The sequence below is a fragment of the Natronorubrum sediminis genome (genome assembly GCF_900108095.1).
In the GTDB taxonomy this organism is placed as follows: Archaea; Halobacteriota; Halobacteria; order Halobacteriales; family Natrialbaceae; genus Natronorubrum; species Natronorubrum sediminis.
On sequence record NZ_FNWL01000002.1, the window covers coordinates 33,850 to 56,467 of the forward strand.

Below are 22,618 nucleotides of genomic sequence, written 5' to 3' on the forward strand. Positions count from 1 at the left end.
CCCAGTGCGGTCAATGGGAACTCAACTGTCGTTCACCGTTCTCACTAAAGAGCCTACTCGTTAATTGAGTAGCCGCCAGTCCAAACCGGGGTTAACTGATTAACCCTCGGATACCGTTTCGTCGAATATCGTCGCGAACAGCTTCTGCTCTACGGCTCTGACGTGCTTGTGGAACGCAGGCGGCGAGATTCCGAGTGAATCGGCCAGTTCGTCACCGTTCGTGTGACGTGGCCACTCGAAGTATCCGCCGTGGTACGCCGTTTGAACGACCTCCTGTTGTCTGTCGGTGAGTTCCGCGAGTAACGCGTTGCGCGCAGCGACGTCGATCGTCGGCTGGGTCGTCGACTGTTCTCGGCGTGCCACCATCGACGCCGAGAACCCACGTCGATTCAGACCGGAGAGGAGCTCTCTCACCTCGATGGATTCGGGAACCTCGATAGTGGCTCGCGTCTCGTCGTCCGTTGCGACGAACGTCCGCAACGTTCCACCGTCGGTGTCGACGACCGAACCGAGAAACGGCTCCGAACACTGAAGCTGGAGCAAGGTTTCGTCCTCGGATTCGGCGATAATCGAAGCGTCGTGGACTCCCTCGAGTGAGCGAAGGTCACTCGAGTGCTCGGTCACCGCATCGGAGTTGGCGACGGCGAAAACTGTCGGCTCTCCGTCGTCTCGAATCGTCGCTCCCTCGAACGTCAGTCGGGTTTCGAGCGCGCCAGCGAGGCGACGAAACAGCGAGTCGCCCGTGAGTTCGATCTCGAGTTCGACGGTGTCGACGCCGCTGTCGGCGAGCGCGGTTTTTCGTTTGGTGGCGGTGATCGCGTAGGCGATCGTTTCGCCGAGTTCGGCGAGCGTGTCACGCAGCGGTTCGTCGAACGCGTCGCGGTCGTCACCGTAAATGGCGACGACGCCGTAGAGGAAGTCGTCGTAGACGATCGGAACGGCGTAGACCGACTGATAATTTCGCGAGAGCGCTTCGACGCGCCAGGTACCATCACGCACGGAGTCTGCGACGTTTTCGGCGTAGGTCGGCGTTCGCGTTCGCGCTGTCCGTCCCGCTGGTTCGGCCGCGGAGTCGTCGACGGTCGTCACCGAAATCGTGTCGAGGTAGGTATGCTCTCGACCAGCACTAGCTCGTGGTTCGAGTTCGTGGCCACCCGGGTCCGGCTCACCGAACCAGACGAACGAACACTCCTCGAGGGCTGCGAGACGCTCGCAGATGCCGCGTTCGATTTCCGCTCGGTCGTCGGCCATCAACAGCAACTGCTCGATATCCTGCCTGACCGCATTCGCCTCGTTCAACTGCTCGAGGTGGATATTTTGTCGTTTGAGTGTGCGTTCGCGGCCGTGAAGTCGACGCGTTCTGGAGATTCGGTCGAGCGCGGCTTCGGCGGTCGTCGCGAAGAGTTGGGCTAGTTCGTACGTCTCGTCATCGTAGTGGTTCGTCTCGGTCTCGAAGGCGACGAGGACGCCGTGTTCACCGATCGGCACGTACAGCCCGCTTCGAGCGCGGTCGGGGTGTGTCCCGCCGGTATCCGTACGGTCGTCGACGAGTGTCGGTGCCCCGTCGACGAACGTCTGCCACACGAGTCCGTCGTCGGGAGTGTGCTCATCGGGTTGACCGAAGTTCGTTTCGAAGGCGTGTGAGTACGCCGCCGGGACGAGTTCGTTGTGGTGGTCGTCGAAGCGATAGACGACGCTCTCGATATCGAGGACGTCGCTCGCGACGTCGACCATGTACTCACACGCGGCTTGTTTCGACTCGACCGTCAACAAGTGATTCGTCGCCTCGTGGAGGGCGTTGAGCGCCTCCTGGTACTGCGCACGCTCGGTGACGTCGACCGCGATGCCGATGACGCGTTCGACGACTCCCTCGTCGGTCACTGGCCGCCACCACGATTCGAAGACCCGGTCGTCGAGACGGATCTGTGAGTGTGACTGTTCACCTCCTATTGCGGCCATCGTATCCGAGAGAATGGTCGAGTGATCGCTGAAAACATCGAAGATCGACTCTCCGACGACGTCGTCGGAGAGTCGCTCGACTTTCTCGAGGCCGCGACCCTCTGCGAGCAAAATCGTCCCGTCCGTTTCGTGGACGAACAGGATCACCGGGAGGTTCTGTGCGAGCATCTCGAGTCGTTCCGTTCGCTCTCTGAGCGCTCGTTTTCGTTCGATGCGCTCGGTCACGTCGGTAAAGTAGACTGCAATGCCGGACGAAGAGGGATACATCCGGGCGCTGTACCACGTCTCCATCGGCTCGTAGTATCGCTCGATGGAGACCGCTTCGCGCGTTTCCATGGCTTCGACCGCTGCCGGCTGAAACGCTGTCCCCAGAATATTCGGGAAGAGGTCGTAAATCTTGACGCCGAGGACGGCCTCCGGATCGACGTCGAAGAGTGCTGCCGCGTGGTCGTTGATGTAGGTGAACCGCCACTCCGAGTCGAGCGTGTAGAACGCGTCGCCGACCCGATCCATCGCTTCGTCTAACTCCTGTTCTGCCTGGTGGAGGGCCGTAATGTCGCGAATCGATGCGACGATACCGTTGATATCCTCGTCCTCGAGCCAATTAGTCAGCGTGGCTTCGTGGATGTACCAGTCGCCGTTCGCGTGTCGACACCGGTACGTCAGCCGTTTCGTCGTTCCGTATGGTTCCTCACAGAGTTCCTCGAACGCGGCTTCGACCATCGCGACGTCTTCTGCGTGGACGGCGTCGGTGAGGTGGCTGTCGCGTAACTCGTCAGCGTCGTACCCACCGACTCGTTCGACCGATGGTTCGACGTAGGTGATCGTTCCCTTCGAGTCGGCAACGACGATGAGGTCCGACGACTGTTCGATCAACGCCTGGTACCACCGTCGCTGTCGTTGAACGGTTCGGGTTTTAGCGCCCAGTGTGGCGGCCTGTTGGACGCGATGGGCGAGCATCGAGGACTCGATGGGCAGCGTCTTCCGAACGAAATCCGTCGCACCGTCGGTCCGAAGTCGTTCGAGTGGGACTTCGTTCAGGTCGTCGATGGCGTAAACGACCGGACACGCGTCGCTGACCGTGGTGAGCACCTCGCGTTCGTCCGTTACGAGACAGTCGGTCGCGTCGAATCTGTCCATCTCGAGGTCCGTAGCCGAGGGGAGTGGACCGTCGACGATGATGGAATCTGCCGAGAGTTCCGTCGCTGCTTGGTGGAGCCACGGCGACGAGCCAACGACGAGCGCTCGAACGTGGACCGGTTCAGGACCCTCGAGGCGTCGGTCCATAGTTCGTCTGGGTTGGGAGAAGGTAAAAACCTCCTGTTGACGATGCAATAGATACAGCGTAGAAGAACGTCTAATAACCGATGGGGTTCCCGTCCTTTCTCGGCTCGGTTGCGCCAGCGAGTGTGCCGTCTCGATACCGGACGAGTTGTGCTCCACCGAACATAACGGGCGGGAGGACGTCGACGTCGTGACCCATCCGCGCGAGTTTCGGGAGTTGCGAGAGTCTGTCCTCGACGCCGAGCGAACCGCTCTCTCGGTATCGCCAGCGCGGCGCGTCGAGTGCTGCCTGCGGGGTCATCCCGTAGTCGACGATGTTCGAGATCACCTGTACGTGCCCCTGTGGTTGCATGTACCCACCCATGACGCCGAATGCGGCCCAATCATCCGTATCGAACCTCGCGATGGCCGGGACGAGTGTGTGAAACGGCCGCTTGCCCGGTTCGAGGCTGTTGGGATGACTCGAGTCGAGCGAGAACGACGCGCCGCGATTTTGCAGGGCGATTCCCGTCTCACCCGCGACGAGGCCGCTGCCGAAGCCGGCGAAGCGCGAGTTGATGTAGGAGACGAGATTCCCCTCCTCGTCACCGACGGTCAACAAGACGGTGTCGGCGTCCTCGGCGTTGGCGTTTGGTACGCCGACTTCGGGATCTTGAATCGGCGTCTCGCCGATTCCCTGAGCGCGTTCTCGAGCGTAGGATTTCGAGGCGAGGGGCGGAATCTCCTCGAACTCGGGGTCGGTGATGTAGTGGTGGCCGTCGACGAACGCGAGTTTCATCGCTTCGGCGAAGGCGTGGACGCGTTCGGGCGAGTCGTAGGGGTGCTCGCCAGCGCCGATCTCTTCGGCGATGTTCAGCGCCTCGAGTGCGACGAGTCCCTGATTGTTCGGCGGGAGTTCCCAGACCTCCGCGCCGTTATACGTCGTGCTGACCGGGTCGACGAACTCGGGTTCGAACGACGCCAGATCGTCGTGCGTCAAGAATCCGCCCGCCGATTGGATCTCCTCGACGATTGCGTCGGCAATCTCGCCCTCGTAGAACGCGTCGGCTCCGTCTTCGGCGATCGTTCGCATCGATTCTCCGAGTTGTGGGAGCGTGACCGTCTCCCCCGCGTCAGGAGTGTCCCCGTCGAAGAGGTAGGCCTCTCGAGCGTTCTCGTCGGTGAAGAGGTCTTTCGCGCCCTCCCAGTAGTAAGAAATCACCGGCGAGACGGGATAGCCCTCGGTCGCGTACTCGATCGCTGGCTCGAGGGCATCTCCGAGCGTGAGTCGGCCCAGTTCCTGTACCGTCGCTTCCCAGCCGCGAGCCGTCCCCGGCACCGTCACCGCGTGCGGGCCGAGAAACGGCATGCCCAACTCGTCGGCGTCCGAGGCGCTGTCGACCGCGTAGCCCCGAGATTCCGGGTAGTACCCCTCGAGCGTTTCACTGTCGGTGTCCTCGAGTGCGCCGCGGACGTTCTCGATGGTGGCGTCGGCGGGTGCGCCCCCACACGAGCGCATCGCGCCGACCTCGCCGTCGGCCGTGCGATACAGTGCGAAGACGTCGCCGCCCAGTCCGGTCGACGTGGGTTCGACGACGTTGAGCGCAGCAGCCGTGGCGACGGCTGCGTCGAATGCGTTGCCGCCGTCCTGTAGAATCGAAACGCCCGCCTGTGCGGCGAGGGGTTGACTCGTCGCGACCATCCCGCGGTTTCCGTAGACGGTCGATCGTCTCGAGTCGAACCGATCCAGGTCGAAATCCTCGGTCATACCCGGAGTTAGTGCGGGTGAACTAAGTTATGATGGAAGCGGACAGAGGCTCGCGGTGAAGGTGACCGTCTCGTCGGTGTCGTTTCGGGCTCCGTGGATCGCGCCGCGTTCGTGAAGGACGACGCCGGGGGCGTCGATCGACTCGCTCTCGCCATCGCGCAGCACCGTCACCGTCCCCTCGAGAACGTGAAAGACGTTCGTACTGCTCGCGTGTTCGTGTGCCTCGAGTTCGGCACCCGGCCCGAGAGCGAACGCCTTGACGAGTACGTCGTCGCTAACGACGAGTTCTGCGGTTTCGAGTTCGCCATCGTCGGGATCCAGTGCTGGGAGTGCTGCCGTGTATTCGTCGTCGATCATACCTCCTCTTCGTCGGTCGGTCCAAAAAACGTACTTACTCGGAGAGCGGTGCGTGTTCGACCCGGTAGCCGTACTCATCATCCAAATTTTGGGAGATCGAGTCGACTGCGGCGACTTCGTGGAATCGAATGTCTCGTTCCATCTTCGTAACGACCGGCGTCTCGTAGTGGGTCGCCTCGTACTCGAACGTCTCGCCGTCCTCGCGGCGACGCGTGACGAACTCGCGATGTCGCTCGAGTCTCGCTCGAGCAACGGCGTGTGAGAGCGTCGAGACGTCGTCGATGCGGTCGGTGAACACCTCGAGAAACGCGTCCTCGAGTTCGGAGCCAAGCGAGTCCCGACCCGCACACATCGCGGCGAGCGACGTCGTTCCGGTTCCCCAGAAGGGGTCGAGAACGGTGTCGCCGTACGCCGAGTACATACAGATCAGCCGGTAGGGAATCTCGAGGGGGTAGGCCGCGGATCGCTCGCGGAGGTCGTCGCCACTCCCGTCGGCGAGCGATTGGAGTTCGCCTTGGACGTCCGTCCAGACGTCGGAGAACCACTGATTTCGCTCCTCCCAGAAGTACGCCGCCTCGTAGCGCTGGTCCGCACCGGGTTCGAACTCCCGGCTCTCCCCGCCCTTCCGAAAGATCAGCACGTACTCGTGCTCGAGGGTCACGTAGGCGTTTGGCGGGATCATCCCGCTGCCCATGAACTTGGCCGCGCTGTTGGCCGGTTTGCGCCAGAGCACGTCCGGCAACGGATCGAACCCGCGCGCTTCGAAGGCCTCGAGGACGCGCGCGTGATTCGGGTAGACGCGAAAGCTCTCCTCGAGCGAGCGAGTCGCGTCACCGACGTTGAGACAGACCATTCCGCCGTCGACGAGCACGCGCTCGAGTTCGTCCCAGACGGCGTCGAGTTGGGCGTGCATCGCCTCGAACGCCGCCCGGCCGTCACCGGCCTCGAGCGCCTCTCCGACCGCCGGGTCGAGACTCGTAAAGAGGTCGTCCCACATCTCGATCATCGGATACGGTGGCGACGTGACGACGAGTTCGACTGATTCGTCGTCGACGGACTCGAGGGCTCGAGAGTCACCGACGAAAACACGGTGGGTCGTCTCCATTCGATAGACACTGTCGGCGTCGCCCCCTTAGCTTCTTCGCAGGACGACTGTCGTCGACTCCTTCGAGTCTCGGAAAATGGGATCCGTCGTCGCAGTTACTCTTCCGTTTCGTCGTCGCTCGATTCGGCTTGCGCTTCCATCGTGTCGTTCTCGCTCTCGTCCTCGGTGTCCTCGTCGTCCTCGTCGCTCGTCGCCGGTTCGAACTCCTCGATTGGTTCCCACTCTTCTTTCTCGTCGGAGGAGAGTCGCTGGCGAAGAATCGCGATACCGGCGACCAGCCCGATGGCGAGTAGCAGTCGTCCGATCTTACTCGAGCCACCGCCGTCTTCTCCTTCGGTCTCCGTTTCGCCCATCGTTCCTTCTTCACCGCCCATCATCCCCTCGTCACTGGCTCTCGTCTCCTCGAGTGCGTTCTGAATAATGTCGGGTTCGTCGATGTCCTCGAGCGATTCGACCTCGAGTTCGTGTGAGCGTCGACCGGCGAGAAAGCCGAGTGCGCTACCGACGCCAAAGAGTGCGCCGGCGAGTGGCAGATTTCGGTCGCTTCCAGTCTTCCCCTCGGCGTCTTCGACGGCCTCGAGGATCGAATCGCGGAGGGGAGAGTCCATTCCCATCCCGACTGCTTCCCTGACGACGATTTCCGATAACGTCTCGTCTTGCTCCTCAGTTGTAGGCATAGTCGCTCCCGACCACACCCCCGTAAATAATTCTATCCAACGTTTCGATCGCCTGCACTCCGGCGATGTCGATTACATCACGACTACTCACCGCCGTTCGAGCGAGTAACCACCACCTACTCGAGTGTTCACTCGACTCGGGATTTGATCGGATCCCAACAGTGCTACTCGCCGGGTTCGTCGCCTACTGGGGTCCTGACGGGCTGTCCGGGCCGACAACTCGACCCGATTTGTAGCGAGGCGGATCGTCGATTCGCTCCTCGAGCGTCTGGCACGGAGTGTCGACCGCCGTCGTTCGACGCCTTCCGCGTGCCAGAGCGAACTCGTGTTCGAAATAACTGACTTCCCGCCGTATATATCTACACTGACGAGACTGCGTGAGTTAATGTCTTCCATAACGAAAAGGGTTCCGCGAGTGGAGGTGTCTATGAGCGTCATCCGTCAACCCGGCGTCTTGGGTCAAACGACTCAACGGCGGGTCGTCGGTGTGAGCGCAGCCCTCACGGCGGCACTGGTGGAGACGGCCGCCGTCGGTCTCTGGTTCGTTCTCGTGAGTGGGGGACGCTCCGCATCGACGGCACTCGCCGGGCTTGGCATCCTTTTTTGTGGCTCACTCCTCAGGGCGGGCGTTTTCGGCGTCACGATACGGAACCTCGACGATCTGTTACATCCTCGGCGACTCGGTGCCCCACTCCTGTTGTGTGCCGGCTGGATCGTCTGGTTGCTCGTCGCCGAAACTGTCGGCGGCCATGCCGGAATTTTCGTCGCAACAATTCTCCTCGTCGGCATACTCGTGAGTCAATTCGCATTCGAACGCCGCGCCTTCCGGCTTCGACGGCCCGCTGACGGCTCTCCAACCTCGTTCGTCCCTGGCCTGTTACTCGCCATCGGTGCCGCGTCGTTACTCGTCTCCGCGTGGCTCGTCGAGTGGACGGTCGCGACGCCGCCGCTCTCCCTCGAGATCACGACGGTCGTTTTCCACATCGAGGCGGTGCAACTCGGACTGCTGTGCTTCGGCGTATTCGCCTTCCTCGCCCATCAGCGACGATTCGTGCACCTGCTCGAGTCCTAATCTCGGCCTCGGTCGTTCCCACCGTCGCTTACTTCCCTTCCGCACCGATGTTCTGATCGCTCTGGAACGAATCCGGATCCGGTTCGATCGTCGCGTACTGGACGGCACGCCGACCCAGGGTCGCAACTCGCTCCTCGAGGTCCTCGTCGACGAACTCGCCGTCTTCGAACGCGCTGTGTGAGTTCGCGACCGCTGCCTCGTGGGGGATCACCCACGCGTTGAGCGCTCGACACACGGATCGCATGTGCTCGAGTGCCGTGACGGGAAACGCCCCGCCGGAGACGGCGAGCAACCCGACTGTGGTGTCTCTGAACTCGTCGAATCCGCAGTAATCGAGCGCCGTCTTCAGCGGCGAGGAGTACGAACCGTGGTACATCGGCGAGCCGAGGATAATCGCGTCGGCGTCTCGCAGTTGGCTCGCGAGCACGTCGGCATCGCCCGCGTCTTCTCGATCCTGATCCGCATCGAAAATCGGCAGTTCGTACTCGCGGAGATCGATCAGTTCGGTCGTCGCCCTTCCCGCTCGGGCGGCCTCGAGGACGCACTCGAGGCCGAGACGCGTCGCGCTGTCGTCACGAAGACTTCCGCAGACGGCAACGACGTGAACGTTCGTCATAACCCGAGTGACGAGTGCGAGGAACAAATAAACGTGGTCGGAAATGCAGGTCTGCCCCACTCAGTTGTCCCGTTGTCACCGCTGCAACCGTGCAACCGTCTCCGCCGGAGATCCCCCTCGCTCGAGGGTTACCAGTCCGTCGTCCTCGAGGTCGGAGAGGAGTCCCGTGAGCCACTCGCGGCCGTACTCGCCGTCGGGGGCGTAATCGACGCGAATTCGGTGGCCGAGGGGGTCGACCTCGAGTTCGTCGTACTCACGTAGCGTCCCGATTACCCGGCCGCGAAACTGTCTGCGACTGCCCTCGAAACTGGGCTGGGTTGGCACGTCGGGGGCCGTAAAGTCCCCGCTCGCGTAGGCGTCACACCACTCGCGCCACGGACAGCCAACCTCGTCACAGCGAGGCGTCTGGGTGCAGGCGACGCCGCCCAGTTCCATGATCGCGTTGTTCCAGACCCGGGAACGGCCGTCGGGCATGAGGTCGTTCGCAGCCGTCTCGAACGCCGCGTCGTCGTCGGGAACGGAGAAGGAGCGATAGCAGACGCGTTTGACGTTCGTATCGACGACCGCATCGCCGTTGTTGAACGCGAAACTCGCGACGGCGTTCGCGGTATAGGGACCGACGCCCATCAACTCCTGTAGCTCCTCGGGCGACTCCGGAAACGAGCCGTCGTACTCCGATTCGACCTGCTGGGCCGATTCGTGGAGATACTTCGCTCGGTTGTTGTAGCCCAGACTGTGGTCCGTCCAGAAGCCTACGACGTCCGCGCGATCCGTCGCGGCGAGGGCGGCCGTCGTCGGCCAGCGCTCGAGGAACTCCTCCCAGGCCTCGACGACGCGGCCCAGTTGGGTCTGCTGGCTCATCACCTCACTCACGAGGATGGCGTATGGGTCGTCCGTCTGCCGCCACGGAAAGTCGCGGTGGTCGGCTTCGTACCACTCGACGAGGGCGTCTCGGACGGCCTCGAGGTCGTGGGCCTCGCCGAGACTGACGGCGTCGTCGCGCTCGGTCATCGTCCGTCGTAGGGACAGCCCTCGTTTAGGCGTGGTGATTCTCGGCGGCCACTCCCGTATTCGCCGCGAACGGGCCGACGATTTCCGCAGTTAGCATCTCGTGAGGAACGCCGACGTCAACTCCCCCGCGATGGACCCGAACGCCTCGAGCACGAAACCCATATCCCCTCGGCTCGAGTTCTCCCTGCTATGAGTCTCGACGATCTCACCGAGAACGTACAGGATTCGTATCGATCGATCGACGACGACGTGTCCGTCTCACTGGACCGAGAGGCACAGAACGAACTCGCGTTGCTCGAGGCGGCACTCGACCCCGAGGACACCGACGAACTCGTTCGGCGCGCGATCCACATGTTTTTCCAGACGACCGTCGACACCGGAAAACTCGACTTTCAGCTTCGCTCCGAGTACGACGTGACCTACGACGAGTATCTCTCAGGGATGACCTTCGAGCAGATGACCGGTGCGGATCAGTACCCGAGTATGGACGACGAACGGCGGTATCAGTTCTAACCTCCCTCTCAGTAGGTGGGTTGCTCTCGCTCTTTTTCGATCAGTTCCCGGAAACACGCTCCTGGCAGCCGAAAATCACTCGCGTGCATTCGGTTTTACTATCGCATCGGTTTCGCGGTCGATCGGTTCGGTTTCTTCGACAGACTGCATCGATAGACACTCCAGTCAGACGATTATTCCACACAAATAACGGACGAACTTATTACCGTCGCGTGCTGTTGTCCCGACGTGGCTATCAGTCATTCCCCAACCGATGCAGACCTCCGCTGTCCCGAGTGTACTGGCACGTATGCACTCCAGTATGACTCACTCGAGTGTCCCGACTGTGGCTTCACGCCACGCCACGGTGCGGACTAACTCGAGTCCAGAGACGGCTACGTAACGACAACTGACCACCGGCACTCGTACGGTACTGTCGACGACTCGCGAGACGAATCTTTTGTGCGAGGATGTCGGTTACTGGCGTCCGAGCGGCCTCTCGTCTACCCTTGTAGCGCCCACACAGACGAACAGTGTCGGGAAAAGACCCAGCGATCGCCAGCCGGTGACTGTCGGCCATCTGCCGTCAGTCGATAGTCGACGGTCGTCAGTCGTGAATCGTCAGTCGTGAATCGTCAGTCGTCGATCGGCGCTGCACTCGAGAGCGCTTCGTCGATTTCGGCGTCTTCCATCTTGTCGACGAGGGCGTCGATCACTTCCTCGCGTTTGCCTTTGACGAACTTGATCGAACCGACGACGAGGTGGCCGCCGCCGGAGACGCCGCCGCCGGGAATCTCGTCCTCGAGTTCCGAGACCATGTTCGGGATGTCCAGTCGAACGCCGTCGGAGCGAAGGACGGCGAAGTCGGGGCCGTAGCCGACCGTGATTACGGGGTCGCCGGTTTCCTCGATTTTGCGGTCGTGAATCTCGCCAGTAGTCTTGCCTGGTGCAGGGTAGGTGAACCGGTGGGCGTAGTTCTCGACGTCAATCCGATAGAGGTGTGCGCCGTTGTTCAGGTCTTCGTGCTCGAGATGAGACATCGCGGCATCGAGTTGCTCGTCGACGTCCGCGCGAGAGCGTTCCGCGAGGAAGGAGACGAGTTCGCGGTGGCGCTCTTCGTCGTCGCTGTCGATCTGGAGGAGGTCCTGGATCAACTGATCACCGGAGTTGTATCGCAGCCAGAACGCGGCGTAGTCGAGCGCTTCGCTCAGATCCTGAAGGCGCTGCTCGTCGTAGCCCTCCTCGTTTGCGAGTGCGAGGTAGTCCTCCATCGCGTCGGCCTTCGAGCGATCCGAGAGGCCGGCGACGGCGGGGACGTGGCGAAGTTCGTCCGTGATGTCCGGGTAGATCATTCGGGCGAGTTCGACACAGCACATCCCCGTCGTGATCCGGTAGTCCTCGTCGTGGAGGTACGGGTTGACGTGGGCGTCGAGGAGGTCGCCGACCGCGTCGGGGTCGGGGTGGTGGTGGTCGACGACGGCGATCGGAATGTCGTAGTGCGCCAGCGTCTCGTAGGCTGGGACGTCTTCGGCCGTCGAGCCGTTGTCCAGCATCAAGAGAAGCGGAAGCTGCTGACCGTGCTTCTCGCGATCCTCGAGCGCGAAGTTGAGGTCTCGCGTCGCGTCTTCCATCTCGTAGAACGGTGCCTTCGCGGGCAGGCGTTTGATGAGGTGACGCGGCGCGTTCTCGTCCTCGTGAACCTCGCTGATGAACCGCTCGAGGGCGATTTGAACCGGGACGGCGGCACACATGCCGTCTCCGTCGGCGTGGTGTCGAACGCGAATCGGGCGTCCCTGCAAGACGGTGCGCCGGAGGAGCTGAGCGACTTCCTTGAGGTTCGGTCGGAGCTTCTCGAACGCCTCCCAGTCGATCAGCGGTTCGACGTCGTGAGGTTCGGCGCGCGCTTCGAGTGCGTCCTCGAGTCGCTCGCGAGCCTCCTCAGCGTCCTCGCCCTCGAGTTTCGAGAGGCCCTCGGCTTCGACCTGCACGGAGTTCTCGTGGTGTTCGGGCGTGCCGGTGATACGGACGATGTCGCCGACCTCGATGGACGGATACGCTCGCACGCCGGCTTCCTCGAAGGCCGCACAGGGGACGACGCCGGCTTCGTCGGCGACGTGGAAGATAGTCGGGCCGCCGGTCTGTTTGACCTGAACGATTTCGCCTTCGATGTGCACCTGCTCGCCGATGGTCGCTTCGAGTCGGTCGGTGGCGGTCAGAGAGTAGTCGTGATCGACCTGCTCGAGCGTGTAGTCGTCGATGTCGACGGGTTCGAAGGCCACGTCGCCGTTGTCGCGGACGCTCTCGAGCGTGACGACGAGTTCGTCGCCGACGCCGTAGGTACCCTCGAGTACGGATTCGTGGACGAGACCGGAGACGGATTCGGAGAGATCGACGAAGATACCGTAGTCGACGATACCGTTAATTTCGGCGAGATACTGTTGATCCTCTTCGACGTCCTCGATCGTACACTCGGGGGCAAGCTCGTAGACGACGGAATCCCCGTCATCTGTGCCGGGTTCCCCGGCGGACTCACGTGTCATCTTGCCCTGTCATTTGGGGCGGTCGCGTATAACCCTTGTCAAGAAGGGAGCACCCACAGCGCCCACACCGCCCGTCGAAGTGAGGTCGGTCGGATTTCCGACCCGCCTGTTTCATTCGCTCAATCGTCCTGTGCGTCAACGGTCGCAACTGCAGCCAGATTGACGATGTCGCTCACGTCGTCGTCTCGCTGGAGGACGTGAACCGGCCGATCCATGCCGACGAGCATCGGGCCGATCGCTTCCGCACCGCCCAGTCGCTGAAGGAGTTTGTAGCAGATGTTCCCGGCCTCGAGGTTCGGCAGGACTAACACGTTTGCGGGCTCCTCGAGGTCGCTGAACTCGTAGCTGCCGGTGAGGAAGTCTTCGACGACGGCGGTGTCGGCTTGCATCTCGCCGTCGACGGGGAAGTCGACTGCAGGATCGTCCCGGAGTCGCCGCGCAGCACGGCGGGGTTTTCGCGTTCCCTCGTTGTCGACGCTGCCGAAGTCGGAATACGAGAGCAGGGCCGCCCGTGGCTCGACGTTGAACCGGCGAGCGAGGTCGGCCGTGTGACGGGTGATCTCGGCCAGGACTTCCTCGTCCGGATCCTGATTGACCGTCGTGTCCGCGAGGAAGACGACGCGATTCTTGAACGTGAGCATGTAGACGCCAGCGGCGTAGTCGGTCTCGGGGGCGGTCCCGATCACCTGCAGCGGCGGCCGCAGCGCGGAGGGATAGTGATTCGTCAATCCCGTCAGCATGGCGTCCGCGTCGCCCTGATCGACCATCACCGACGCGAAGTAGTTGCTATCGCGAATCCGCTCCGTCGCTTCGGTTCTCGTCACGCCCTTTCGCTGGCGACGTTCGTAGAGCGATTCCACGTAGTCCTCGGGTTCGCTCGTGTCGGGGTCGACGACGTCAGGCTCGAACTCGAGGCCGAGGACCGAAATCGTCGTCTCGATCTCGGTCGCGTCGCCGATCAACACGGGGTCAGCGATCTCACGATCGGCGATCTGTGCCGCCGCCCGGATGATTCGCTCGTTGCCACCCTCCGCTAGTGCGATCCGTTTCGGGTCGCTCTTCGCTTTGTTGAACACGGTTCGCATCATCTCGCGCGATTTGCCGAGTCGGGCCTCGAGTCCCTCGACGTACTCCTCAGGGTCGATGTCGGTTCGGGCGGCACCGGAGTCCATCGCGGCGCGAGCGACGGCGGGCGCGACCTCGAAGAGGACCCGCGGATCGAGGGGTTTCGGGATGATGTACTCGGGGCCAAACTGCAGAGGTTGGTCGCCGTAGGCCTTGCGCACGGCGTCTGGCACGTCGGCTTTCGCGAGGTCGGCGATGGCTTTCGCGGCCGCGACTTTCATCGCCTCGTTGATCTCGGCCGCACGCACGTCGAGCGCACCTCTGAAGATGAAGGGGAAGCCGAGCACGTTGTTGACTTGATTCGGGTAGTCAGAGCGCCCCGTCGCCATGATGACATCGTCGTTTCGGGCGTTCTTGGCCGTCTCGTAGTCGATTTCGGGGTCGGGGTTGGCCATCGCGAAGACGATCGGATCGGACGCCATCGATTGGATCATCGCCTCGCTGACGATGCCGCCGACCGAGAGGCCGACGAACACGTCCGCACCCTCGAGTGCGCCCTCGAGGCCGTCGTCGCGGACGTCGCGGGCGAACTCGCGGCTGTAGGGGTCGAGATCGCCGGATTCTGCCCGTTCGGCCGTCAGAACGCCGTCGATATCGACCATCGTGATGTTCTCTTTCTCGATCCCGAGCGAGACGAAGAATCGCGCGGTCGCGAGGGCTGCTGCACCCGCCCCGGAGAACGTCACGGAGAGGTCCTCGAGGTCTTTGCCGGCGATGTCGGCGGCGTTTAACAGTGCTGCCCCGCAGATGATCGCGGTGCCGTGTTGGTCGTCGTGGAAGACGGGAATGTCCATTCGCTCGCGCAGGCGCTCTTCGATTCGAAAGCACTCGGGGGCGGCGATGTCCTCGAGGTTGATCCCGCCGAAGGTCGCGCCCATGGCTGCGACCGATTCGACGAACGCGTCGGCGTCGTCGTGCTCGAGTTCGATGTCGAAAACGTCGATGTCGGCGAAGCGTTTGAAGAGGACGCCTTTCCCCTCCATGACCGGTTTGGAGGCCTGCGCGCCGATATCGCCCAGTCCGAGCACGGCGGAGCCATTCGAGACGACGCCGACGAGATTGCCTTTGGCCGTGTACTGGTAGGCATCGTCCGCTCGGTCGGCGATCTCCCGACACGGCGCGGCGACGCCGGGTGAGTACGCGAGCGAGAGATCGCGCTGGGTGGTCGTCGATTTCGTCGTCCGGATCTCGATCTTCCCAGGCAGGTCCTCACGATGATAGTCGAGTGAATCTTCGTCTAGTGACATATACTCGATTACGAGTAGGTTCCCGAAAAGCCCCTCGCTAGTACCATTAGGAGTATACTGACACCTAGTTGATCTTCCACAAACATCATTGATAATTCAGACATTCCTCGAAGCGATTCGCCGCGAAACGGGTGTGAACTCCTGACCGCGGAGTCGACTACCTGATCGGAACGTTTAGCAACCGCAAGCACGCAGGGCCTGATATGGGGCTGTTCGACGCGCTGTTTCGCTCGAGCGAAATTCTCGGCATCGCCGAGGAGACCCTCGAGTTCGCACTCGAATCCTCGGAGGCGACGCACCCACACGAGTACATGGGGTTCCTCCGGGGTACCGATGCCCAGGAGCTGGGCCTCGAGCAGGATGGACTCGTCATTACCGACGTGCTCGTCGTTCCGGGAACCGAGTCCAACAGCGTGAGCGCGACGGTTCGAACGAGCCAGATTCCAAACGACGTGAAGGCACTCGGCAGCGTTCACTCCCATCCAAACGGCGTGATCTCGCCGAGTGCGGCGGACCTCGAGACGTTCGGCCGGGGGAGCGTCCACATCATCATCGGCGCACCCTATCGTCGCTCGGATTGGCAGGCGTTCGATTCGGAGGGGCACTCGACCCGGCTGAACGTGATCGACGTGGAACTACCCGACACCGATGATTTCTTCGACTTTACACAGGCGGATATCGACGACGACCTTCGACGATAGCATGATACGTCAGACGATGCCGACGAGTTCGGCGACGACGGTTCGTTCGCGTGGGTACCGACGGCTGAACGGGAGGAACGCATGACGAAAACGGTCATCGCACAGGGAACGTTCGATATCGTCCACCCCGGCCACGTTCACTATCTGGAGGAGGCCGCGGCGATGGGCGACGAACTGTACGTGATCGTCGCTCGAAAGGCGAACGTCGACCACAAGGAGACACCGATCTGTCCGGCTACCCAACGCCGGGACGTCGTCAACGCCCTCGAGGCAGTCGACGAGGCGATTCTCGGCCACGAGGAGGATATCTTCGTGCCGATCGAGGAGATCGACCCCGACGTAATCGCGCTGGGCCACGACCAACACCACGACGACGCACAGATCGAAGCCGAACTCGAGCGTCGCGGACTCGAATGTACCGTCGAACGCGCGAGTGGCCGCGAATCGGTCGCAGACGACGAAATCCTCTCGACGCGGCTGATCATCGAACGGATTCTCGAGCAGCGTTCGTAATTGGTGTCGTTCACGTTCGTCTCAGCAGACGTTGCGTATCTGCGTTGACACGAACCGGTACTGCTCACAGTCGAGCGATGCTCGTGGCCACAGGGCCGCTTGTCTCCTCGAGTGGCGCGTCTTTCGCAGACGGCGACCCGATTCAGCGGCGTTCGACTGTCGGGATTCACACTGCATTCCCAGTCATAGATGGCGGCAATATTGTCCTAATTCTGCCCGGTGATCCATCGTGGTGATCCCAACAGCGGCAGTATTCGGATGCTGGGGGGATGTGAGTGTCTGAACTCGAGTCAATTATTGCCTCGTCCTATGGCTAAACTGCTGAAATCGGGTGGTAGAGAGGCTGAAACCCGCAACTTTTTGACGGTGTAGTCCCCAGGGATGTGTATGCGAATGGATGCAACACGCAGACGGTTCTTGGTGGGGAGTGCAACAGTGAGTGCAGTGGCACTGGCTGGCTGTGCGGGTGACGGCGATGGTGACGACGACAACGGTGAGGAGTCGGAGTTTGACGACGAGGACTACGACATCGACCCGGACCTCGAAGAGGGTGACGGATCGTACGAAGTCTGGGCGCTCGATCAGGGCCGAGACGACATCTTCATCTACGAACCGGCCGCCGACGCCGACGACGGCGACGACGAGTTCGCGATGACGGACTACATCGACGTCAACGACCTCGGTATCGACGCCGACGACATCGTCCCGCACATGATCGACTTCAGTTCGGACTACGCCTACGCCGCTATCGCCTGTACGGCCGGCGGCCGAACACTCGTCTTCGACACCGAGGAGAAAGAACTCGTCGCGGACATCGAGACCGGGCCGTCCACGCACATGGCCGCGTTCAGTCCCGGCGACGAATACATCACCGTCGACGTCATGGGCGACATGGAAGACGGCCACTACGGTAGTATCGTCCGCCTCGACGCTGACACCGAAAACGGCGAGTTCGAAGAGGTCGACCGCATCGAACTCGGGGAGAGCGACGAAGTCTCGGACAACGAGGTCGAACCGGCCCACCCGATTTGTCACCAGTACACGGCCGACGGTCGCTCGCTTCACACGCTCGGCCCGGAGTACGGGAACGCTGGACTCGTGATCGTCGATCACGACGAGTTCGAAATCGAGCGCGCGTACACGCAGGAAGAAGCGCCGACGAACTGCGGAACGATGCCCCACTACGAGGACGAGAAGTTCTACCTCACTGCCGGCGCACCGTCGGACCCCGACGAGGGCGAAGACGGCGTCGGACACTACTACGTCTACGATACCGCCGAAGACGAGTTCATCCTCGAGGAAGGTGACACGGAAGGCGTCGACGCACACGGCTTCTGGTTCACCCCCGACGGCGAAGAGCTGTGGATCCTCAACCGGGAGACGAACGACGGCGTCGTCGTCGACCCGGAGACCGACGAACCAGTCGAGGACGGCTACATCGAACAGTACGGTCCGGATCAGGACGACGACCCGGCAGACAGCGACGCGCCGGACATCATGTGGTCCTCACCCGACGGCGAGTACATGTTCGTCAGCCTGCGCGGCCCCGACCCGGTCTCGGGCGACCCCCACGCAGCGACCGGCATCACGCCCGGCTTCTCGGTCATGAGCATCGAGGACCGCGAGTACGTCGATGTCGTCGAACCACACCCGATCGACGAGTTCGAAGACGAGGCAGTCGAGGCCGCACAGGACGGCGACGGCCCACGTCTTCCGGACTTCCACGGACTCGGCGTTCGCGTCGTCGACGAGTTCGACACCGAAATCGAGAACTCGCCCGGATTCAACTAAGCCGACGAGCCGAACTGGCTTTCTGCACCGTCACACCGACTAATTTTGCAGGACGATTGGCGGCGGTAGTCTGATCGAATCGACGGCGTGTCCCGTTTCGACGAAGTGATCGATCGCGTCCTCTGAAACCTCTCTGGGCGTCTGTCCGGCGTCCGTACTCGCGTACCAATCACACTCGAGGCAGTATTTGTACATCGACGTATCTTGCGTACTACTCGACGACATGGGCCCGAAAGCTTCGTGCAGGAAAGCGACGGTCCATGCACTCGCTTGCGTCGGAATGTCACCGGAACGAACGAGTCAGCATCGATCGAAAACGAGTCGTGAGTAGACCGTAGTCGGGAATCGATTACTCGCGTTTGAGGCCGGGGTTCGTCACCGCGCCGTGGGATGCCGACCCGAAGTCACGGCAGTACTTGGCCAGCACGCCCCCATCGTACGGTGGGTCCGGGCGCTCCCACGCTTCGCGGCGAGCCTCGAGTTCAGCGTCGTCAACATCGACCTCGAGGGTGCGCTCTGGAATGTCGACGGTGATCTCGTCGCCGTCCTCGAGCAAGCCGATTGGGCCGCCGACGAACGCCTCGGGGGCGACGTGGCCGATCATCGGGCCGCGGGTGCCACCGGAGAAGCGGCCGTCGGTGATGAGTGCGACGTCGTCTTCGTGACCGGCACCGACGACGGCGGCGGTGACGCCGAGCATTTCCCGCATGCCGGGGCCGCCACTCGGCCCTTCGTTTCGGATGACGATCACGTCGCCACTTTCGATGTGGCCTTCCTGGACGTACTCCATCGCGTCCTCTTCGTCCTCGAAGATTCGCGCGGGGCCGTGGTGGTGGAACTCGTCGTCACCGGTCACCTTCAGGACGGAGCCGTCGGGTGCGAGATTGCCCGTGAGAATCTTGATCGCCCCTTCCGATTCTTTGGGGTCGTCGACCGGGTAAAGGAACTCCGCGTCGATTTCCGACTCGTCGGGCAGGTCGAGCGTCTCGAGTTCTTCCTCGATCGTCCGGCCCGTGACGGTCATCGCGTCGCCGTGGAAGAGATCGGCCTCGAGCAGTCGGCGGATCACGACTGGGACGCCACCGATCTCGTGGAGGTCGTTCATGACGTGGTCGCCGCCGGGAGAGAGGTCGGCGATCTTGGGGGTGCGACGCGAAATTTCGTCGAAGTCCTCGATCTCGAGGTCGACGTCGGCCTCGCGGGCGAGCGCGAGCAGGTGGAGCACGCCGTTCGTCGAGCCGCCGATTGCGGTCTGGAGCGCGATGGCGTTCTCGAAGGATTTGCGGCTGATGACGTCGGAAGGACGGCGATCCTCCTCGACGACCTCGACGGCGAGTTCGCCGGCGCGGCGGGCGACCTCGTAGCGCTCCTCGTCCTCCGCTGGTGGCGATGCGCTGCCGAGCGGGGCGAGACCGAGCGCTTCGGAGATGGAGGCCATCGTGTTTGCGGTGTACATGCCCCCACAGGAGCCAGCGCCGGGACAGGCGCTTCGTTCTAAGTCGTCGAGTTCCTCGCCGCTCATCTCGCCGGTGCCGTAGGTCCCGACGCCCTCGAAGACGCTGACGATGGTGACGTCGCGGCCCTCGTGCTCGCCGGGCATGATCGAGCCGCCGTAGAGGAAGACGCTCGGAAGATCCGTCCGGATCGCGGCCATCAGCATGCCGGGCAGGTTCTTGTCACAGCCGGCGACGGTGACGAGACCGTCCATCCGCTCGCCGAAGGAGACGAGTTCGACGCTGTCGGCAATGAGCTCTCGAGAGATCAGCGACGCCTTCATCCCTTCCGTCCCCATCGAGATGGCGTCGGAGATGGTGATCGTGCCGAACTCGATGGGCATCCCGCCAGCCGTGTCCGCGCCCTCGAGTGCCGACTCCGCGACGTCGTCGAGGTGGACGTTACACGGCGTGATGTCGGCGGCCGGATTGGGCACGCCGATCATCGGCGAGCCAAAGTCCTCGTCCTCGAAGCCCATCGCCCGGAACATCGCTCGGTGGGGGGCTTTCTCTGCGCCTTGTGTGACCTCGCTGCTTTTGAGGCGTTCGTCTTTGCCGTAGTCGAACTCGTCGTCGCTGCTCATGGTCGACCCTTGCGTCGAAACGGTATAAGTTACCCTTTCTCAGCCAGCAGGTTCTGACTTCCCGCGGCGGAGGACGACGCTCAGCCCTCGAGATGGCGCTCTGCGTCGCGAAGCGCCGCTTGCGTGTCGATGCTCTCGAACGTCCGCTGGGCAACGTCCTCGAGTTCGCTTTCCTCGACCAGGTCGACGTCGATGCTCTCGAACGCGGTGACGATTCGGCCGTCGCCCTCCTCGAGCGCCGTTTCACAGGCTCGAGCCATCGCGTCGGCACGGTAGACGGCCTGTGTCGTCTGGTACCAGCCGTCCTCGAGCGTAACGACGGCGGCGTCGCGGCCGCGGGCGCGCTCGAAAAGGTAGTCAAGCAACGCCGGATCGACGTGGGGCATGTCGCAGGCGACGACGGCCGCGTACGCCGCGTCGACGGCCTCGAGACCGACCTGAATGCCGGCCAGTGGACCCCGGTCTGGCTCTGGATCGGTTGCATACGTGAGGCTGAGGTCGCTGCCCTCGAGTGCAGATTCGATCGCTTCGCGTTGATCGTCGCGGCAGTTGATCACGCAGTCGTCGACGACTCCTCCCAATCGGTCGACGACGTGTCGGATCATCGGCGTTCCGGCGAGTTCGGCGACGGCTTTGTCGGCCTCGCCGAAGCGGGTCGAAAAACCGCCGGCGAGGACGACACCGGCGCGTGAGTCGTCGGTCATTATTCGTTCGATAGCACCGACGCTGTATAAATGGCTGGCGACGCCACGAGCACGTGTCGCCGTCGAAACCCCCTTCTAGGGAGGGTTCCTACCGCGCCCTATGACGACGGCGACGGTCACCACGGGCGCGAGAGTTCACGTCGGCTTTCAGAACCTCTCGCTCGCGCGACGACGACTCTACGGCGGCATCGGCGTCGGCCTCGAGGAGCCACGCGTGAGGGTGACCGCCGAACCGTCGACTGCTGTCGAGAGCGATGACGAACTCGCTCGAGCGTACGCCGAACGCGCGGTAGACGCCCTCGACGTGTCTGGAGTGTCGATCTCGCTCGAGGAGCGATTGCCCCGTCACGTCGGATTGGGGAGCGGTACGCAACTCGCGCTCTCGATTCTCGCCGCGACGGCCAGCGCACACGACCTCGAGGTGGACGTGCGAGCGCTGGCGCCGGCGATGGGCCGTGGCGGGCGCAGCGGCGTTGGCGTCGCGACGTTCGAAGCCGGCGGTTTCGTCGTGGACGCGGGCCACCCGACGAATCGATTTACGACCGAACCGCCTGCGGAGGGCGACTGGTCTGTTCCCCCGGCCGTTGCCCGCCACGATCTGCCCGCGGAGTGGCGATTCCTCGTCGTGGTTCCGGATGCCGAACCCGGCCGAAGCGGCGACGACGAAGACGCGAGCATGCGAACCGTCGTCGAGCGAGCCGACCCTGCCGTGGCGGACGAAATTGCGGGCGTCGTCACCCGCAAACTCCTTCCTGCCGCAGCGGAGGGAAGCCTCGAGGCATTCGGCGACGCGATCGCCGAAATCGGTCGGAAGAACGGTTCGTGGTATGCGGACGCTCAGGGTGGCGTCTTCCGGCCCCCGGCGGGTGTGCTCGTCGAAACGCTCTCTGAATGTCCGGTCTGTACCGGCGTCGGCCAGTCGTCGTGGGGCCCCGTCGTCTACGGGGTCACCGACCGAGACCACGCAGACGAGGCCGAAGCGGCCGCTCGAGACGCACTCCAAACGAACGGACTCGAGGGGGACGTTATCGTGACGCGGCCGAGCGACACCGGTGCTCGAGTCACCCCGTCACCAACCCAATAAGCCGATCCTCGAGATTGGCCGCTCCCAACGCAGTAAGCGACGCTCGAGTCTGCCCGCTCTCAACGCAGTAAGCGACGCTCGAGTTAATCCGGCGAGGCCAGATGGCCCGAAATGGGAGTCTCTTGCGCTCGACACTATCCTTTTGCCCGTCGACCCGCTACGCTCAGATATGCGCTTTTGCGACGAATGCGGCTCGATGATGAAAGCCGACGGCGATCAGATGGTCTGTACGAGTGCGGACTGTGGGGCCTTGAGCGAACGCGACCGAGAGCAAGAAGACGCGTTCGTCTCGACGGAATCTCAGACGGACGCAGAGATCATCGAGTCGGACGAAAACGCCAACTTCGAAGGGAAACCGAAGGCGACCGATGTCGTCTGTGACGACTGTGGCAACCAGGAGGCGTGGTACACGCTCAAACAGACGGCCTCCGCCGACGAGCCGCCGACGCGATTCTTCAAGTGTACCGAGTGTGGGAAGCGCTGGCGCGGATACAACTGAATTCGCTTCGGTCTCGC

Annotated in this window: 19 protein-coding genes; 7 read left to right on the top strand and 12 right to left on the bottom strand. The window is 62.6% G+C overall.

All coding sequences use genetic code 11. The features are described from left to right. Positions 1-99: 99 nt before the first annotated feature. The 5 genes from BLW62_RS07440 to BLW62_RS07460 form a co-directional block, all read right to left on the bottom strand. The gene (locus BLW62_RS07440) at positions 100-3,246 is read right to left on the bottom strand and encodes a PAS domain-containing protein (protein ID WP_090506493.1); all 3,147 of its coding nucleotides are present in this window, start codon (positions 3,244-3,246) and stop codon (positions 100-102) included. Positions 3,247-3,316: 70 nt separating this feature from the next. Beyond that, complete coding sequence (locus BLW62_RS07445; RefSeq protein ID WP_090506494.1) at positions 3,317-4,990, bottom strand: gamma-glutamyltransferase family protein; 1,674 nt, start codon at positions 4,988-4,990, stop codon at positions 3,317-3,319. Between the two features lie 27 nt (positions 4,991-5,017). Then, positions 5,018-5,347, bottom strand: a complete 330-nt coding sequence (locus BLW62_RS07450) for a cupin domain-containing protein (protein ID WP_090506495.1) — start codon at positions 5,345-5,347, stop codon at positions 5,018-5,020. Positions 5,348-5,381: 34 nt separating this feature from the next. Further along, positions 5,382-6,452 carry a DNA-methyltransferase gene (locus BLW62_RS07455; RefSeq protein ID WP_090506496.1) on the bottom strand — a complete coding sequence of 357 codons (1,071 nt, stop codon included), beginning with the start codon at positions 6,450-6,452 and terminating at the stop codon, positions 5,382-5,384. A gap of 95 nt (positions 6,453-6,547) precedes the next feature. Further along, a complete protein-coding gene (locus tag BLW62_RS07460) occupies positions 6,548-7,129 on the bottom strand; it encodes a hypothetical protein (RefSeq protein ID WP_090506497.1) in 582 nt (193 codons plus the stop codon). A 427-nt stretch (positions 7,130-7,556) separates the two neighbouring features. Between BLW62_RS07460 and BLW62_RS07465 the strand changes: the two genes are divergently transcribed. Continuing rightward, the gene (locus BLW62_RS07465; protein ID WP_090506498.1) at positions 7,557-8,201 is read left to right on the top strand and encodes a hypothetical protein; all 645 of its coding nucleotides are present in this window, start codon (positions 7,557-7,559) and stop codon (positions 8,199-8,201) included. 28 nt (positions 8,202-8,229) lie between these two features. Here BLW62_RS07465 and BLW62_RS07470 read toward each other — a convergent pair whose 3' ends face one another. Together BLW62_RS07470 and BLW62_RS07475 are read right to left on the bottom strand one after the other, a co-directional pair. Further along, positions 8,230-8,817, bottom strand: a complete 588-nt coding sequence (locus BLW62_RS07470; protein ID WP_090506499.1) for an NADPH-dependent FMN reductase — start codon at positions 8,815-8,817, stop codon at positions 8,230-8,232. A gap of 75 nt (positions 8,818-8,892) precedes the next feature. Further along, complete coding sequence (locus tag BLW62_RS07475; RefSeq protein WP_090506500.1) at positions 8,893-9,828, bottom strand: HhH-GPD family protein; 936 nt, start codon at positions 9,826-9,828, stop codon at positions 8,893-8,895. A 189-nt stretch (positions 9,829-10,017) separates the two neighbouring features. Here BLW62_RS07475 and BLW62_RS07480 point away from each other — a divergent pair, with 189 nt between their 5' ends. Further along, positions 10,018-10,341: a ribbon-helix-helix protein gene (locus BLW62_RS07480; protein WP_090506501.1), complete on the top strand. Its 324-nt coding sequence runs from the start codon at positions 10,018-10,020 to the stop codon at positions 10,339-10,341. A gap of 614 nt (positions 10,342-10,955) precedes the next feature. On the opposite strand, the gene BLW62_RS07485 is transcribed toward BLW62_RS07480, so the two are convergent. Both BLW62_RS07485 and BLW62_RS07490 read right to left on the bottom strand, forming a co-directional pair. After that, a complete protein-coding gene (locus BLW62_RS07485) occupies positions 10,956-12,860 on the bottom strand; it encodes a Hef-associated nuclease (RefSeq protein WP_090506502.1) in 1,905 nt (634 codons plus the stop codon). Positions 12,861-12,979: 119 nt separating this feature from the next. Next, positions 12,980-15,232 carry an NADP-dependent malic enzyme gene (locus BLW62_RS07490; protein ID WP_090506503.1) on the bottom strand — a complete coding sequence of 751 codons (2,253 nt, stop codon included), beginning with the start codon at positions 15,230-15,232 and terminating at the stop codon, positions 12,980-12,982. Between the two features lie 203 nt (positions 15,233-15,435). Here BLW62_RS07490 and BLW62_RS07495 point away from each other — a divergent pair, with 203 nt between their 5' ends. The 3 genes from BLW62_RS07495 (at position 15,436) to BLW62_RS07505 (ending at position 18,237) form a co-directional block, all read left to right on the top strand. Next, the gene (locus BLW62_RS07495; protein WP_076581827.1) at positions 15,436-15,933 is read left to right on the top strand and encodes a Mov34/MPN/PAD-1 family protein; all 498 of its coding nucleotides are present in this window, start codon (positions 15,436-15,438) and stop codon (positions 15,931-15,933) included. Between the two features lie 81 nt (positions 15,934-16,014). Then, positions 16,015-16,446 carry an FAD synthase family protein gene (locus BLW62_RS07500; protein WP_090506504.1) on the top strand — a complete coding sequence of 144 codons (432 nt, stop codon included), beginning with the start codon at positions 16,015-16,017 and terminating at the stop codon, positions 16,444-16,446. Between the two features lie 387 nt (positions 16,447-16,833). Then, positions 16,834-18,237: a cell surface protein gene (locus tag BLW62_RS07505; protein WP_090506505.1), complete on the top strand. Its 1,404-nt coding sequence runs from the start codon at positions 16,834-16,836 to the stop codon at positions 18,235-18,237. Positions 18,238-18,276: 39 nt separating this feature from the next. On the opposite strand, the gene BLW62_RS18600 is transcribed toward BLW62_RS07505, so the two are convergent. The 3 genes from BLW62_RS18600 to BLW62_RS07520 all read right to left on the bottom strand — a co-directional run bounded on the left by BLW62_RS18600 (position 18,277) and on the right by BLW62_RS07520 (position 21,018). Then, positions 18,277-18,432 (bottom strand): hypothetical protein, encoded by a 156-nt coding sequence (locus BLW62_RS18600; protein ID WP_175459704.1) that lies wholly within the window; start codon positions 18,430-18,432, stop codon positions 18,277-18,279. A 154-nt stretch (positions 18,433-18,586) separates the two neighbouring features. Next, on the bottom strand, positions 18,587-20,314 hold the full coding sequence (gene ilvD / locus BLW62_RS07515; RefSeq protein ID WP_090506507.1) for a dihydroxy-acid dehydratase: 1,728 nt from the start codon (positions 20,312-20,314) through the stop codon (positions 18,587-18,589). 80 nt (positions 20,315-20,394) lie between these two features. Then, positions 20,395-21,018 (bottom strand): molybdenum cofactor guanylyltransferase, encoded by a 624-nt coding sequence (locus BLW62_RS07520; RefSeq protein ID WP_090506508.1) that lies wholly within the window; start codon positions 21,016-21,018, stop codon positions 20,395-20,397. Positions 21,019-21,118: 100 nt separating this feature from the next. On the opposite strand from BLW62_RS07520, the gene BLW62_RS07525 reads away from it, so the two are divergent. After that, positions 21,119-22,102, top strand: a complete 984-nt coding sequence (locus BLW62_RS07525; protein ID WP_090506509.1) for a beta-ribofuranosylaminobenzene 5'-phosphate synthase family protein — start codon at positions 21,119-21,121, stop codon at positions 22,100-22,102. A gap of 169 nt (positions 22,103-22,271) precedes the next feature. After that, entirely contained in the window at positions 22,272-22,601 is a 330-nt protein-coding gene (locus tag BLW62_RS07530) for a transcription factor S (RefSeq protein ID WP_090506510.1), read from the top strand. Positions 22,602-22,618 lie beyond the last annotated feature (17 nt).